This window comes from Pseudomonas sp. FSL W5-0203, assembly GCF_001896155.1.
In the GTDB taxonomy this organism is placed as follows: domain Bacteria; phylum Pseudomonadota; class Gammaproteobacteria; order Pseudomonadales; family Pseudomonadaceae; genus Aquipseudomonas; species Aquipseudomonas paracarnis.
On sequence record NZ_MPOR01000011.1, the window covers coordinates 58,305 to 71,125 of the forward strand.

20 protein-coding genes are annotated in these 12,821 nt (G+C 59.8%); 19 read left to right on the forward strand and 1 reads right to left on the reverse strand.

Annotation, left to right across the window (positions count from 1 at the left end; genetic code table 11):
- The first annotated feature begins 34 nt into the window (after nt 1–34).
- The 19 genes from BOP96_RS12610 to BOP96_RS12700 all read left to right on the forward strand — a co-directional run bounded on the left by BOP96_RS12610 (nt 35) and on the right by BOP96_RS12700 (nt 12,089).
- Nucleotides 35–418 carry a hypothetical protein gene (locus tag BOP96_RS12610; protein ID WP_230961994.1) on the forward strand — a complete coding sequence of 128 codons (384 nt, stop codon included), beginning with the start codon at nt 35–37 and terminating at the stop codon, nt 416–418.
- Nucleotides 408–1,673 (forward strand): terminase large subunit domain-containing protein, encoded by a 1,266-nt coding sequence (locus BOP96_RS12615; protein WP_138726220.1) that lies wholly within the window; start codon nt 408–410, stop codon nt 1,671–1,673. Before BOP96_RS12610 ends, BOP96_RS12615 begins: the two co-directional genes overlap by 11 nt.
- On the forward strand, nt 1,670–3,493 hold the full coding sequence (locus BOP96_RS12620; protein ID WP_073452894.1) for an anti-CBASS protein Acb1 family protein: 1,824 nt from the start codon (nt 1,670–1,672) through the stop codon (nt 3,491–3,493). The genes BOP96_RS12615 and BOP96_RS12620 overlap by 4 nt, the downstream gene beginning before the upstream one ends.
- 1 nt (nt 3,494) lies before the next feature.
- Nucleotides 3,495–3,722, forward strand: a complete 228-nt coding sequence (locus BOP96_RS12625) for an Acb2/Tad1 domain-containing protein (protein ID WP_073452897.1) — start codon at nt 3,495–3,497, stop codon at nt 3,720–3,722.
- Nucleotides 3,723–3,734: 12 nt separating this feature from the next.
- Nucleotides 3,735–3,917, forward strand: coding sequence for a hypothetical protein (locus BOP96_RS12630; RefSeq protein WP_073452899.1), 183 nt, complete (start codon nt 3,735–3,737; stop codon nt 3,915–3,917).
- A 3-nt stretch (nt 3,918–3,920) separates the two neighbouring features.
- Nucleotides 3,921–5,051 carry a DUF2213 domain-containing protein gene (locus tag BOP96_RS12635; protein ID WP_073452901.1) on the forward strand — a complete coding sequence of 377 codons (1,131 nt, stop codon included), beginning with the start codon at nt 3,921–3,923 and terminating at the stop codon, nt 5,049–5,051.
- 10 nt (nt 5,052–5,061) lie between these two features.
- Nucleotides 5,062–5,541, forward strand: coding sequence for a structural cement protein Gp24 (locus BOP96_RS12640; protein WP_073452904.1), 480 nt, complete (start codon nt 5,062–5,064; stop codon nt 5,539–5,541).
- 1 nt (nt 5,542) lies between these two features.
- Complete coding sequence (locus BOP96_RS12645) at nt 5,543–6,505, forward strand: DUF2184 domain-containing protein (RefSeq protein ID WP_073452906.1); 963 nt, start codon at nt 5,543–5,545, stop codon at nt 6,503–6,505.
- Nucleotides 6,506–6,517: 12 nt separating this feature from the next.
- The gene (locus BOP96_RS12650) at nt 6,518–6,904 is read left to right on the forward strand and encodes a hypothetical protein (RefSeq protein ID WP_073452908.1); all 387 of its coding nucleotides are present in this window, start codon (nt 6,518–6,520) and stop codon (nt 6,902–6,904) included.
- A gap of 51 nt (nt 6,905–6,955) precedes the next feature.
- Nucleotides 6,956–7,477 carry a DnaT-like ssDNA-binding protein gene (locus BOP96_RS12655; RefSeq protein ID WP_073452910.1) on the forward strand — a complete coding sequence of 174 codons (522 nt, stop codon included), beginning with the start codon at nt 6,956–6,958 and terminating at the stop codon, nt 7,475–7,477.
- A complete protein-coding gene (locus BOP96_RS12660; protein WP_073452912.1) occupies nt 7,474–8,529 on the forward strand; it encodes a hypothetical protein in 1,056 nt (351 codons plus the stop codon). Before BOP96_RS12655 ends, BOP96_RS12660 begins: the two co-directional genes overlap by 4 nt.
- The gene (locus tag BOP96_RS12665) at nt 8,529–8,915 is read left to right on the forward strand and encodes a hypothetical protein (RefSeq protein WP_073452914.1); all 387 of its coding nucleotides are present in this window, start codon (nt 8,529–8,531) and stop codon (nt 8,913–8,915) included. The genes BOP96_RS12660 and BOP96_RS12665 overlap by 1 nt, the downstream gene beginning before the upstream one ends.
- Nucleotides 8,915–9,352 carry an HK97 gp10 family phage protein gene (locus BOP96_RS12670; protein WP_373420026.1) on the forward strand — a complete coding sequence of 146 codons (438 nt, stop codon included), beginning with the start codon at nt 8,915–8,917 and terminating at the stop codon, nt 9,350–9,352. The genes BOP96_RS12665 and BOP96_RS12670 overlap by 1 nt, the downstream gene beginning before the upstream one ends.
- Nucleotides 9,349–9,765: a phage tail terminator-like protein gene (locus tag BOP96_RS12675; protein WP_073452916.1), complete on the forward strand. Its 417-nt coding sequence runs from the start codon at nt 9,349–9,351 to the stop codon at nt 9,763–9,765. Before BOP96_RS12670 ends, BOP96_RS12675 begins: the two co-directional genes overlap by 4 nt.
- Before the next feature lie 101 nt (nt 9,766–9,866).
- A complete protein-coding gene (locus tag BOP96_RS12680; protein ID WP_073452918.1) occupies nt 9,867–10,379 on the forward strand; it encodes an HNH endonuclease in 513 nt (170 codons plus the stop codon).
- 80 nt (nt 10,380–10,459) lie between these two features.
- Complete coding sequence (locus tag BOP96_RS12685; protein WP_073452920.1) at nt 10,460–11,116, forward strand: phage tail protein; 657 nt, start codon at nt 10,460–10,462, stop codon at nt 11,114–11,116.
- Nucleotides 11,117–11,119: 3 nt separating this feature from the next.
- Complete coding sequence (locus BOP96_RS12690; protein WP_073452922.1) at nt 11,120–11,503, forward strand: phage tail assembly chaperone; 384 nt, start codon at nt 11,120–11,122, stop codon at nt 11,501–11,503.
- 62 nt (nt 11,504–11,565) lie between these two features.
- Nucleotides 11,566–11,817: a DUF1799 domain-containing protein gene (locus BOP96_RS12695; protein WP_073452924.1), complete on the forward strand. Its 252-nt coding sequence runs from the start codon at nt 11,566–11,568 to the stop codon at nt 11,815–11,817.
- A 38-nt stretch (nt 11,818–11,855) separates the two neighbouring features.
- Nucleotides 11,856–12,089, forward strand: coding sequence for a phage tail tip fiber protein (locus BOP96_RS12700; RefSeq protein WP_073452926.1), 234 nt, complete (start codon nt 11,856–11,858; stop codon nt 12,087–12,089).
- Between the two features lie 260 nt (nt 12,090–12,349).
- On the opposite strand, the gene BOP96_RS12710 is transcribed toward BOP96_RS12700, so the two are convergent.
- Complete coding sequence (locus BOP96_RS12710; protein ID WP_073452930.1) at nt 12,350–12,589, reverse strand: hypothetical protein; 240 nt, start codon at nt 12,587–12,589, stop codon at nt 12,350–12,352.
- Nucleotides 12,590–12,821 lie beyond the last annotated feature (232 nt).

Here is a 12,821-nt window from a genome sequence, read left to right on the forward strand (position 1 = left end):
CTACAGCCGATTCCTGACTGACGAAGAGAACGACATGCTTGCCAGCATAGAGCTGGGGCGCGTGGATGATGAGTTGCGGCTGACTCGAGTGCGATTAATGCGTGCGCTGGCCAGGGAGAGCGAATTCGGCAACACCCTTGAGGTGGAGTCGGAGAAGGAAGAGCCGATCCTTGTCAGCGGCAAGGAGACCTCACTCACCTCGATCACGACTACGAGCAAGGTTCGCGACTACTCCAGCCTGATCGACCGGCTTACTGCTCGTGTCGAGAGCCTGGAGCGGACAAAGGAAGACCTGGAAACGCGCCGCCTTACCAACGAGAAACTGCGCCGCGAACTGGAAGACCCGAATAAGGGCCTGCCCGAGCCCAAGCAAGTAATCATCGGGGTGGAAGATGCAAGCTGTCCTGATGCTGAATAAGCCACAGTTCGAGTTCATCAAAAGCCACAAGAAGTTCATGGCGTTCGTTGGTGGGTACCGGAGTGGCAAGACATTTGTAGGTTGCGTGCGCATGTGCGTAAACGCGCTGGAGTTTCCAGGCATACCCCAGGGTTACTTCGCGCCGACCTACCCGCAGATCGCCGACATCTTCTACGACACTATGCCGGTGGTTGCTGAGGCTTTCGGCCTGTTCGCTGACATCGTGCCGAGCAAGAAGCGCGTGTACCTGCGTGACAACCGCGGCCGCTGCCTATCGACGATCGTCTGCAAGAGCATGGAGCACCCGCACCGCATTGTCGGCTTCAACATTGCCCATGCACTGGTCGATGAGATCGACTGTATGCCAATCAAGAAGGCCGACAGTGCCTGGAAGAAGATCATTGCGCGGATGTCCACGGTGTGGCCTGGCCGCGACATGAACACCATCGACGTCACCACGACGCCGGAGGGCTTCAACTGGGTGTATCGCAAGTTCGTCAAGGAGCTGGCATCAAACCCGAGCCAGCGCCCGCTGTACGGCATCGTGCACGCCTCTACGCGCCAGAACGCCAAGAACCTTCCGAAGGACTACATCAAGTCGCTGCGCGAGTCCTACCCGGCGAACCTGGTGGATGCTTATATCGACGGCCTGTTCGTCAACCTGACCTCTGGCAGCGTCTACCCAAACTTCTGCCGCAAGCAGAACCACACCGATGCAACAATTCGCCCGGGCGAGCAGTTGCACGTCGGCATGGACTTCAACATCAGCCGGATGGCCGCGACGGTGCATGTCATTCGTGACGGTCTCCCGCTGCTACTCGAGGAAGCCACGCACCTTTTCGACACGCCGGCGATGATCGTCGAGCTGAAGCGCCGCTTCCCTGGGCACAGCATCACGGTCTATCCGGACGCCAGCGGCAAGAACCGCAAGAGCGTGAACGGCAGCGAGTCAGATCACAGTCTGCTTCGTGCTGCCGGCTTCATGGTGATGGTGAACCCGTCGAACCCAGCGGTTAGGGACCGGGTACTGGCCGTGAACGCCATGTTCCTGAATATCGACCATAAGCGCCGCTACCTGGTGAACACCGACAACTGTCCAGTAACCACCCAGGTGCTGGAGCAGCAGGCATACACCGAAAACGGCGAACCCAACAAGGACGGCACTGAAGACCCGGTCGACGCACTCGGTTACTTCATTGTCCAGCGCTTCCCGATTGCGGGCAGCTACACACTCGCAAACGTGAGCAACTCATGAGCGCATTCAGCTACCTGAAAGACAGCCTGCAGAACCTGGTCGCAGGACTGGGTACTGCACGCGACAAGGCATCTCACTCGCACTATGCCATCCCGGAGATGGACGACCAGCAGCTGCTGAACGCCTTCCGTGGTTCGTGGACGGCGCAGAAGGGCGTGACCATCCCCGCGGTGGACGCGTGCCGTAACTGGCGCAGCTGGCAGGCCGACAAGGGCCAGATCGAACTGATCGAGGCCGAAGAAGACCGCCTGAACGTCAAGGGCAAGGTGCTTGAGGCCCTATTGAAGGCCCGTCTGTTTGGTGGTGCTGCTGTATTCATCGGCACCGGTGAGCGTGATACGGCATCCGAGTTGAACCCTGAGCGCGTCAAGCAGGGAGGCGTGAAGTACCTCACTGTCATGACCCGCCGGCAACTCAGCGCGACCGAGATTGAACAAGACCCGCAGAGCCCGCGCTTTGGCAAGCCCAAGGCTTACCGGTTGCCGGGCAGCCAGGTTGAGATCCACCCGTCGCGACTGGTGATCTTCATTGGCACGCCACACCCTGACCCTGAGCTTGCTGTCGGTTGCGGCTTCGGCTGGGGTGACTCGGTGCTGCTGGCAGCCATGCCGGCTGTACGTCACTACGACGAGACGGTCGCCAACGTGGTGAGCCTCGTCTACGAGGCCAAGATCGACGTCATCAACATCCCCAACCTGATGTCGAGCATGCAGGACAAGAACTACGAGCGCCTGCTGCTGGAGCGCTTGCGTCTTGCCGCCACGGCAAAGGGTATCAACGGAACGCTGATCCTCGACGGACAGGAGACGCACAGCTCCAAATCGGCGAGCTTCGGCAACCTGCCTGAAGTGATCGCCAAGACCGAGCAGGGCGTCGCCGGCGCGTTCGATATCCCCGGCACCCGCATGTTCGGACAGTCCTCGACGGGGCTCGGCGCCAATGGCGAAGAGAACACTCGCAACTACTACGACAACGTCGCGTCACGCCAGAAGCTGGAGATCAAGCCAGCCATGAGCGTGCTGGATGAGGGTTTGATCCGCTCCGCTCTCGGCAGTCGCCCGAAAGAGGTGCACTACACCTGGGCGCCACTCTGGCAGGCCACGGCGAAAGAGCGGGCCGATATCGGCAAGACCACAGCGGACACCATCAAGGCGCTGAAAGACTCCGGACTGTTCCCTGAGGATGCGCTCTCGACCGCTGCGGTGAACCTCCTGGTCGAGCTGAGCGTTATGCCAGGGCTGGAAGCGGCGATCGAGAAGTTCGGCGCCGAACTGCCCGATGACGATGATGACGACTCTGACCTCCCGGGTACCGCCGCGGATCAGCCGGCGAAGAAATCGATCACTGACGCCGCGCCTCGCTCGCTGTATGTGTCCCGCAAGGTCATCAACGGCGCCGAGATCATTGCGTGGGCCAAGTCGCAGGGCTTCGAATCAACCGTCCCGGCTGCTGATTTGCACGTCACCGTCGCCTACAGCCGTAACCCGGTGGATTGGATGAAGGTCGGCGAGTCGTGGTCGGGCGATGGCAAGGGCCAGCTCAAGATTGCACCAGGTGGCGCACGGCTGATCGACAAGTTCGGCGAGGGCGCGGTGGTGCTGCTTTTCAACAGCTCCGAACTGGCTTGGCGGCACGTCTCCATCGTTGAGGCTGGCGCCTCATGGGATTGGCCGGAGTACCAGCCACATATCACCTTCACCTATGAGCCCGGCAGCGTTGACCTGAGCAAGGTCGAGCCATACCGGGGCGCCATCGAGTTTGGCCCGGAGATATTCGAAGAGGTCAACAACGAGTGGAAATCCACTATTCAGGAGGTATGACATGGAAACCTTTACTCAGCCAAAAATCACGGGTTATCGCCAGCTCAGCGAGGAAGACGCTGCGCTCATGAACGAGATCAAGGCGCACGGCGTAGAGCTGGGCAAGCTGGTCGACAAGCTCAGTTCTCTGTCCCATCTGAACCAGCGTTGGCTGGATATCGGTACAACCGATCTGCAGACGGGACTCATGGCCCTTACCCGCGCCGTCGCCAAGCCAACGAGTTTCTGACCGAGCCCATACATGATGAGCGACGACGAAAGGAAAGTCCTCGATGCGCTTATTGCCGCTTGGAACCTGTTCACGGCTCTTCCCGTCGAGCACGCCGACGACAGCAGCGACTTCAGACACCACCTACACATCCTTCAGCGGCAAATCATGAGCCGCCCGTCCCGGCGCGAACTCAACGGCACCCAGCCGAGGTAACAAATGATCCTTCACGACTCTGTAACTGTCTCGGGCGTTCGGCGCACCGAGGACGGCTATCTGGTGGCAGAGGCCTTCGTCGCACGCACCGGTATTCAGGATTACCTCGGCTCCGAGATTGACCCGAACAACGAGCACGGCCTGCGGGATGTTCCCATCGTCAAGGTGTACCGGCCAGAGAGCTCGGTGTTCCACAAGGACGCGATGAACTCCTATGCCTATCGGCCCATGACCAACGACCACCCGGGCGGCGACGGTGTCAACTCCCAGAACTGGAAGGACGTGGCTGTCGGTAACACGGGCGGCGAGGTTATCCGTGATGGTCAGCGGGTGAAGGTGCCCCTGGTCCTCATGGATGCCACCGCCATCTCGGACTTCGAAGCAGGAAAACGACAACTTTCCATGGGCTATGGCGCTGAGATCATCTTCCAAGATGGCGTAACGCCAGAGGGCGATCCTTATCACGTCAGTCTTGGCCCAATGAAAATGAATCACCTCAGCCTGGTGCACAGCGCGCGGGCTGGCGAAGAGTTTCGTATCGGTGATAGCAAACCAAATACCCCAACAGGAGGCCATGACATGGCTGATGCACTGCGAAAACTCCTTGTCGATGGCATCTCCATTGATGTCACCGAGCAAGGCGCCCAGGCCATCGAGAAGCTGAATACCAAGCTTGCCGATGCTGCCACTGCCACCAAGACCCTGACTGACGCGCATGCTACTGCAATCGCGCTGAAGGACGGCGAACTGGCCAAGAAAGACGCCGAGATCGACGGCCTGAAAGCCAAGCTGCTGAGCGATGCCGACATCGACAAGCGCGTCACTGCCCGTGCCGACCTGCTCACCAAGGCCAAAACCATCGCCGACGCCGACTACACCGGCAAGACCGACGCCGAGATCCGCAAGGCCGTGGTCATCGCCAAGCTGGGTGATGCGGCCGTAACGGGCAAGGCTGACGCCTACATCGATGCCCGCTTCGAGATCCTGGTGGAAGACGCTGCCAAGAACCCGGCCAATGACCCATTCCGTCAGCACATGATCCACCAGGACAGCGCTGCCGGTGGTGATGATTCGGAAAAAGCACGACTGAAGATGATTTCGGACATGCAAACCGCCCACCTGCCGAAAGCATAAGGAGCACACCATGGCTACTTACCAAACCACGTACACCAACGCTCCAGCCAAGGGCGTGCCCGGCCTGGTCGCCAACGAAGAAAAGTGCAACAAGATCAGTCGCACCGTCTCGAACGCAGAGGGCATTGTCTTCGGCGCGCCTGGCTTCCGTGTGGCTGGTGCTGGCAACGATCACAAGATCGCAGCCACTGGCACCCTGTTCCTGGGCCTGGCTGTGCTGAGCGCAGCCGTACCGCCTGTGGCGACCGGTTCCACTCTGATCGACGGATACCCGCGAGACTTCACCGGCGCATTCATGACCGATGGCCAGATGTATGTAACCGCCGGCGCAGCTGTAGTGCCTGGTGATGACGTGTACTACGTCGCCGCGACCAATCGCTACGTCACGACCGCCGCTGAAGGCGCGGTGTTGATCCCTGGCGCCTTCTTCGACACCACTGGTGCGAACGGCGACATCGTCGAAATCTCCCTCAAACATCGGAGCGCTTAACATGCCTCAAGCTTTCGAAGACGCTCAGTCGGCGTTCCCGTTCGTTCTGGCCCAGGGCCGGAACATCGAAACGCGCATCTACACCCGCCGCTACCCGACGTTTAACTACGCCGCGAGCATTCCAGTGGTTACTGAAGGCGCTCCATGGGCCATCGGCACCACGTTCTTCACCGTCGATACCGCTGGTGAGGCCAAGTTCTTGTCGGGCTCGGGCACTGACATGCCGTTCAACTCGGCAACGCACGACCAGGCATCGCACGACTTCGCCATGATCGGCTCCGGCTGGGAATGGAACCTGGAAGAAGTGAACCAGGCTCAGCTGTACGGCATCAACCTGAGCGGCACCAAGGCTGATTCGGCCGCCGATAAGGTTGAGCGCCTGCTTAACAGCATTGCCTTCACCGGCAGTGTTGAAAAGCGCTGGACCGGCCTGTTGAACGACAGCAACGTTTCGCGTGTTGACGCCGCTGCGTCCGGCACTGCTGGTTCGACCTATTGGTCCGCAAAGGACGTAGACCTGATCATGGCCGACGTTAACGGCCTGTTGGGTGGCATTCGCACCAACTCCGGCGAAGTCGAGTGGGCAGATACCCTGCGCATGCCGCCTGACGCATTCCGCGCCGTGGCAACCAAGCGCATGGGCGCTGGCGATGGCTTCATGACGGTGCTGGAATACATGCGCCGCAACAACATCTACACCGCCGAAACCGGGCTGCCGCTGGACATCGCGCCACTGCGCGAAGCCCGTAACGCTTCGCAGGATGGTGGTGGTCGCCTGGTTGCGTACCGCAAGGATCCGGAAGTGGTTCGCTTCCACCTGCCAATGCCGCGCCGCGTCCTGGCCCCGCGCCAGAAGTCCATCATGGGCTTCGAAACCGGGATCATCGCCCGCACCGGCGGTACCGAGATTCGTCTGCCGGGCGCCGTAGCGTACCTCGACGAAATCACCCCGCCAGTATCCTGATAGGAGGTCGACATGAAAGTGACCAATAACTCGAAGGCGCTGCAGGGCGTGCATACCACTGACGGTGTCGTCTATGTCCTGCCTGGCGAAACCAAGGAAGTCGATCTGACGCCAGAAGGCCATAAGGGCGCGTCTCGCCTTGCTTTTCTGAGCGTGGAAGGCAAAGCGCCTGCCGGTGATGGCGACGAGCGCACCGAGCTCTTCGCCAAGCTGAAAGTTCTGGGCATCGATGCCGCCGGCAACAGCAGGACCGAAACCCTGCAGAAGAAGCTGGACGAAGCCCTGGCCGCTGCTGAAAAGCAGAAGGTCATCGACGAGCTGACCGCGCTGAATGTCGAGTTCGACAAGGAAGCGAACCTGGAAGCCCTGCTGGCCGCACTCGCTGCCGCCAAGGCGTAACACCCTGCAAAACCCGGAGCGCAAGGCGCTCCACCTATTCGAGATATCCCGATGCCAGACTTTTACGGAACCGTCGCAGCTGCCGACGCCTATCACGCTGCGCGCGCGACTACCGCCTGGGCCGGCGATGAATTGGCGAAGCAGGCCGCGCTGATCCGGGCATCGGTCTACATCGACGGCCGCTACCGGAAGCTGCTGGCCTCTGGCGCGTGGCAGTCATTGTTCCCCGGCGTGAAGACCGAGGGTAGAGGGCAAGCCAGGGAATGGCCGCGGACCGGTGCCTATGACTATGAGGGAAACCCGATTCCCACTGACCAGGTGCCCGTCGAGGTTGAGCAGGCAACGTACGAAGCGGCATGGCGTGAGATCGTCGAGCCTGGAAGCCTCAGCCCTGACTTCGTGTCCGCCTCCATGGTGAAGCGCGAGAAGGTCGGCCCGCTGGAAACTGAGTTCGCCGTATCGGTGGGTGCAGACGCTGCCGGATCTGTCCGTCCAGTGATCAGCATCATCGACGAGATGATTGCCCCGGTGCTGGTGGCTCGCTACACGCTGCCTGCGGTTTTTACGGTATGACCCCGGCGCAGATCATCCAGGCCATCGAGGGAATGGAGCCTGCGATGCAGCAGGCCTATCTGAAGCAGGTCAAGACGGTGGTCGGCTCGGCAACGGTTGCAGAAGTTGAGCGCCTGATCGCTGAAGAGGATGAGGATGGCTTGGTTGCGCTGCTCAGCCTGGGCGCACTGTCCGTGTTCCTTGAGTTGGCCAGGTCGGTATTTATCGCCGGCGCCAAGTTCGAAGTGAAGGCGATCGTGATTCCTCGCGACATCGGGCGCTTCGAGTTCGATGCCCGCGCGCCAGTCGCAGAAAAGTGGGTTTCTGCCAAGGCTGAAGAGATCCGAGCGAACTCAGCTATTGACGTGCGAGCAGCTATTCGCGAAGTGATGGGCAGTCGCCGCCGCATTGTAGGCTGGCCAAGTGCACAGCCTGCTGCTTTACAGGTCGAAGTCAGCGCTACGCCGATGGTGAGCACCCCTCGCCAAGCAGCGCTGGACCTGATCGGCCGCAAGAGCGCACAGACCGGGGCGCGCTCTGGTGGCGTTATCGGTCTTCCCGGCAACTATGCGCAGTTTGTGCTGAATGCCCGCTCGCAGCTGCTTGGCGGCAACCCAGATGAGATGCGCAAGTATTTGCAGCGCACGCGCAGAGATCGCCGTTTCGACGGGATCGTGAACAGAGCAATCAAGGCCGGCACGCCAGTCGCCCAGGCTGACGTGGACAAGATCGCTGGACGCTATGCCGATCGCCTCATGAAGACCTATGCCGAGATGCTGGCCAAGGCAGAGGCGCTTGAGTCGTTCGGCGCCGGCCGTGACCAAGTGTATGAGCAGTTGATCGCTCAGGGCCTGGATCGAGATTCGGTTACCAAGACCTGGCGCGACCGAGGCGACAAGAAGGTCCGCCACACGCATTCGGTTATGGGCGGCCAAGAGGTGCAGAAGGATCAGCCATTTCAGAGTCCCACCGGTGCGCTGCTTCGATATCCGGGCGATACCAGCCTGGGGGCGGGGTGGAGTGAGCGCGCCAACTGCCGATGTACGGCCATCTACAAAATAAGGCGCAAGTGATGCCAGATATCTATGACCGCGCCAAGGCCCTGTCCACCCGGATGCTTGCGCCGCGCAGCAAAGGCGGGAAGGGACTGGAATTGGTCCTGCGCCGCGAGACCCTGGGCGAATACGACCCGGATGCGCCGCCGGCGCCCGGCGAACTGGTCGTGAACGGCTCCGGCTTCCGCGAGGAATACGACAACAAGTACATCGATGGCACGCTGATCGTGCGAGGCGACGTCAAGCTGCTGGTATCACCGGTGCAGCTTACTGGGGCAGATATGCCGACCCCGTTGAGCAATGACCGTATCCAGTTCGACGGCACCACCTACACCGTGATTGCCGTCGGGCCTTGGAACTACGCCGGCCTGGCGGTTGGCTTCGAACTTCAGGTGCGCAAGTAATGGCCAACCACATGACCAGCCGCTACGGCGGACAGCAAGGGAGCTTTGCTGAGAGCCTGGCGGCATTCGCTGAGCAGACCAAGGAGGCTATCGACGATGTGTTCCGCGAGGTGGTGATCGAGATCGGCACTTCGGTTATCCGGCTGTCACCGGTGGACACTGGGCGATTCAAAGGCAACTGGCAGTTCACTGTGGGTGCGCCTTCGAACCAGAGCATCGACACCTTCGACAAGGCAGGGCACGAAACCATTGCGACTCTGGTGGCCGAGGTAAGCAAGTTGGAGGCAGGGCAGGTGGCGTACATCGTGAACAATCTGGTGTACGGCGTTCCGCTTGAGTATGGGCATTCCGACCAGGCACCCGCCGGCATGGTGCAAATAACGCTGGCTCGCTTCCAGCAGATCGTCGAAGAAGCCACCAGGAATAACCAGGTATGAGCCACAACATCATTGCTGAGGCTTTCGAGTCGCGGCTGCTGGCCTGGGCAAAGGCTCGATCAAAGCCACTGAAGGTGGTGGTTGAGAACGAGACCTATACCCCGGCGTCCGGCGAGACATACCTGCGGGCCTTCACTCTGCCGGCGGTGACAGCCAGCAACACGCTGGGCGGTGACCACCACCTGTACGTCGGCGTGTTCCAGGTAAACGTCGTTGCACCATCCGGTAAGTACCGGACAGAGGCCAGCGGCATTGTTGACGAGCTAGCCGCTCTGTTCCCGGTGAACCTGCGCATCCAGCGCGCCGGCCTGGTCGCCATCGTGCTGACTCCGGTCGGGCCAGGCCCAGGCATTGCTGACGGCAGTACATACACCGTGCCGGCCTCGTTCCAGTACCGCGCTGACACGCCGTGATAGCTGTGTTTGCATATAGTAGAAGTGGTAAAATGACCGGGCCTGGAACTGCCAACAAAGCAGTCCGTACCCAACCACGCCAGACTTGAAGGAGTGCTGGAATGGATCAAAATACCCTAACTGCTGACCGGGTACGCGAGTTGCTTAGCTACTGCCCTGAGACTGGGATATTTACCCGAAAGATCAGGACTGCCCAGCGCCATAAAGCTGGCAGCCGCGCCGACTTCCTCGCCACCTCTGGCTCATCTCCCGGTTATCACCGGGTATCGGTTGACTCCAAGCGATATCAAGCTCACCGAGTTGCGTGGCTTTACGTGCACGGCGTCTGGCCCGCCGAGCAAATTGACCACATCAACGGGGTAAGGTCCGATAACCGGATTGCGAACCTGCGGGTGGCCGATTACACACTGAACATGGAAAACCAGCGGTCAGCCTACCGGAACAACCGAAGCGGATTGCTTGGCGCCATATGGGATCAGCAGTCCTCGAAATGGCGCGGACAGATCGTAGTAGAGAAAAAGAAAATTCATCTAGGTTCGTTTAGTACGGCCCAAGACGCTCACGCGGCCTACCTGGAAGCGAAAAGAACCCTGCATAAGGGATGCACGATTTAACGAACAACCCGCCATTGAGCGGGTTTTTTTATGCCCGAAGAATCTATATGCGCCGCCAAGAAGCGGCATAGGAGTTGAAATTGTCTTTCAGATTACCCAACGGCGCGACCCTGCAAATCGCTGCAACCTATGGCACTGCGATTCCGGTGACCGAGCTGAGCAACGCCAATCCGGCTGTAGCGACCGCCGCGGCCCACGGCCTGAGCGATGGCGGCATCATCGCCGTGACCTCCGGCTGGACCCGCCTTAATGACCGCGCCGCACGCGTAGCGGACAGCCTGACCGGCACCTTCGCCCTGGAAAACATCAACACCACCAACCTTCAACCATACCCGGCCGGATCTGGCGTTGGTTCGGTGCGCGAAGTAACCGGTTTCGTTGAGATCTCGCAGATCACCGACGTTGCTACCAGCGGTGGCGACCAGCAGTTCCTCACATTCGGCTTCCTGGCTGACGATGACGACCGCCAGATCCCGACCACCAAGAACCCGATCAGCATGTCGTTCACCGTAGCGGATGACCCATCCCTGGCTTACGTGCCGGTGGTTGAAACCGCCGACGAGGACAAGGTCACCCGTGTACTGCGCCTGAACCTGCCGAACGGCGACAGCATCCTCTACAACGCCTACGTGACCATCACGTCTACCCCGGCGCTGTCCCGTAACAACCTGATGACCCGTGTCATCACGCTGTCCCTGGCTGGCCGCCCAACCCGTTACTCGGCCGTGGTGGTGTAACCCATGGCCAAGATCAAGATCGCGCCAAACCCAACGTTCAAGGCCAAAGTGCAGATCCCCCGTGTGGGCGGCGAAGCAGTGGCTGTGGACTTCGAGTTCAAGTACCTGGACCGCATTGCGCTGTCATCGCTGTTCGACCGCTGGAACGCCGCCCGTGACGCTCATGCCACCAAGGTGCAAGACGAGGGTATGTCCTGGCAGGACGCCACGGTCTCGGAAATCGCGCTGCAGGTCGAACAGCTCAAGGACATTGTCAGCGGCTGGGGCTTCGACGAGAAGCTGTCGGACGAAGCCATGACTGCGCTGGTCACCACCTGCGTGGGTGCGCCCCAGGCTGTGCTGGCCGCATACCAAGCCGCGTATCAGCCGGCACGCCTGGGAAACTAACCGGCGTCGCACGAATCCTGTACGAGCAAGGGCCGTCAGAAGCTGACCTGGCGGCCTTCGGCATGACCAAGGCCGACATCCCCGATGAAGAGTACGAAGTCTGGCCAGACAACTGGCCAGCCTTCCTGCTGTTCGAAGCGATGTCCACGCAGTGGCGTGTGGGTATGGGCGGCGCCGTGGGCCTGGACTACAGCGCCATCAAGCCGGTGGCGAGCATGATCGGCCTCAAGCGTGCCGAGCTGAGGCAGGCTTTCCCTGATTTACGGATGATGGAAGCTGAGGCGCTGCTGGTGATGAGCGAGAGCAGGACGTAGACAACCAACATGACGCGGCACTGCCGCAGGAGATACGTATGGATAAGCCTTTTTCCATTGTTGACGGGCAGCTTTACATCAACGAAGCCATGATCGGCGACAGCACCGTTGGGATGGTTCGCATCAGCGATGATCGAGTTCAGATTCTGTCTCAATCGCTGTCGGCCCTGAGTGTTCAAGTGTCCAGTGAAGCGGGTGCGATGGCCGCCACAGATGCGGCACTCGCAGCGCGTATTGATTCGCTTCAGGCTTCGATCAAACCTGGTGCGTGAGATGTTTGGCGGCCTCTAGACCAAGCTTCGTCATTTCCTTGAGCGAGAACTCGTCGACCGGTTTGCCTTCAAGTTTTATGTTGACAATTACTGAGCACCCATCCGAATCCCCAAGATTTATTAGGGCTGTTGTGGGTGTGGTATGTCTGGAAAGCTGCAGATTGTTGATCGTCAGAGCCACATTGACCTCCAGGTCATAAACGCGCCGATATTGGCGCTGTCCCAGTCCTTGGGCTTGCAGGCGAAGGACTGGGAAATCCTTACTTGGCTGTTAATTCAGAAACTCGAAGCTTGCCCGGTGGCGTCAGAGGGCCGTTGATAATTCTGAGCTTGTAACGGCCGGTTATCATCCTCGTTGCTTGGATGCCTGATAGTCCTTGGTCCTTAAGGATGATGGCAGCCTCGATATCGATATCGTTTTGAAGGTCTACCCAGCTGATTTTTTCCTCAGCAAACTGGCCAATTTTGAGTAGCGTTTCGTCAAGGCGCTTCTGATCCATGTGCTATTGCTCGTATCCGTAGGTAGACGGATGACGATAGCAAAGCGATATCGTGAGTGATACTTGGGCATCCATACAGCATTTCTGGTGATACAGTCGGCACTTTCAGGATGAGGATCGGTTATGCGGATTTTGATAGCGGCGGTGGTGTTGGCGATGCTGGCCGGGTGTGCGACTTCGCCAGTTCCGTCCGACAAGGCGCGCCTAGCGCCGTCAGAGCGGGTAAGCGGTT

Coding starts and splice junctions, on each gene's coding strand:
- BOP96_RS12650 (WP_073452908.1), top strand. CDS start 6,518: ATGAAAGTGACCAATAACTCGAAGGCGCTGCAGGGCGTGCATACCACT.
- BOP96_RS12710 (WP_073452930.1), bottom strand. CDS start 12,589: ATGGATCAGAAGCGCCTTGACGAAACGCTACTCAAAATTGGCCAGTTT.
- BOP96_RS12695 (WP_073452924.1), top strand. CDS start 11,566: ATGACCAAGGCCGACATCCCCGATGAAGAGTACGAAGTCTGGCCAGAC.
- BOP96_RS12610 (WP_230961994.1), top strand. CDS start 35: ATGCTTGCCAGCATAGAGCTGGGGCGCGTGGATGATGAGTTGCGGCTG.
- BOP96_RS12625 (WP_073452897.1), top strand. CDS start 3,495: ATGGAAACCTTTACTCAGCCAAAAATCACGGGTTATCGCCAGCTCAGC.
- BOP96_RS12700 (WP_073452926.1), top strand. CDS start 11,856: ATGGATAAGCCTTTTTCCATTGTTGACGGGCAGCTTTACATCAACGAA.
- BOP96_RS12630 (WP_073452899.1), top strand. CDS start 3,735: ATGATGAGCGACGACGAAAGGAAAGTCCTCGATGCGCTTATTGCCGCT.
- BOP96_RS12680 (WP_073452918.1), top strand. CDS start 9,867: ATGGATCAAAATACCCTAACTGCTGACCGGGTACGCGAGTTGCTTAGC.
- BOP96_RS12655 (WP_073452910.1), top strand. CDS start 6,956: ATGCCAGACTTTTACGGAACCGTCGCAGCTGCCGACGCCTATCACGCT.
- BOP96_RS12620 (WP_073452894.1), top strand. CDS start 1,670: ATGAGCGCATTCAGCTACCTGAAAGACAGCCTGCAGAACCTGGTCGCA.
- BOP96_RS12635 (WP_073452901.1), top strand. CDS start 3,921: ATGATCCTTCACGACTCTGTAACTGTCTCGGGCGTTCGGCGCACCGAG.
- BOP96_RS12615 (WP_138726220.1), top strand. CDS start 408: ATGCTGAATAAGCCACAGTTCGAGTTCATCAAAAGCCACAAGAAGTTC.
- BOP96_RS12670 (WP_373420026.1), top strand. CDS start 8,915: ATGGCCAACCACATGACCAGCCGCTACGGCGGACAGCAAGGGAGCTTT.
- BOP96_RS12690 (WP_073452922.1), top strand. CDS start 11,120: ATGGCCAAGATCAAGATCGCGCCAAACCCAACGTTCAAGGCCAAAGTG.
- BOP96_RS12640 (WP_073452904.1), top strand. CDS start 5,062: ATGGCTACTTACCAAACCACGTACACCAACGCTCCAGCCAAGGGCGTG.
- BOP96_RS12660 (WP_073452912.1), top strand. CDS start 7,474: ATGACCCCGGCGCAGATCATCCAGGCCATCGAGGGAATGGAGCCTGCG.
- BOP96_RS12675 (WP_073452916.1), top strand. CDS start 9,349: ATGAGCCACAACATCATTGCTGAGGCTTTCGAGTCGCGGCTGCTGGCC.
- BOP96_RS12645 (WP_073452906.1), top strand. CDS start 5,543: ATGCCTCAAGCTTTCGAAGACGCTCAGTCGGCGTTCCCGTTCGTTCTG.
- BOP96_RS12665 (WP_073452914.1), top strand. CDS start 8,529: ATGCCAGATATCTATGACCGCGCCAAGGCCCTGTCCACCCGGATGCTT.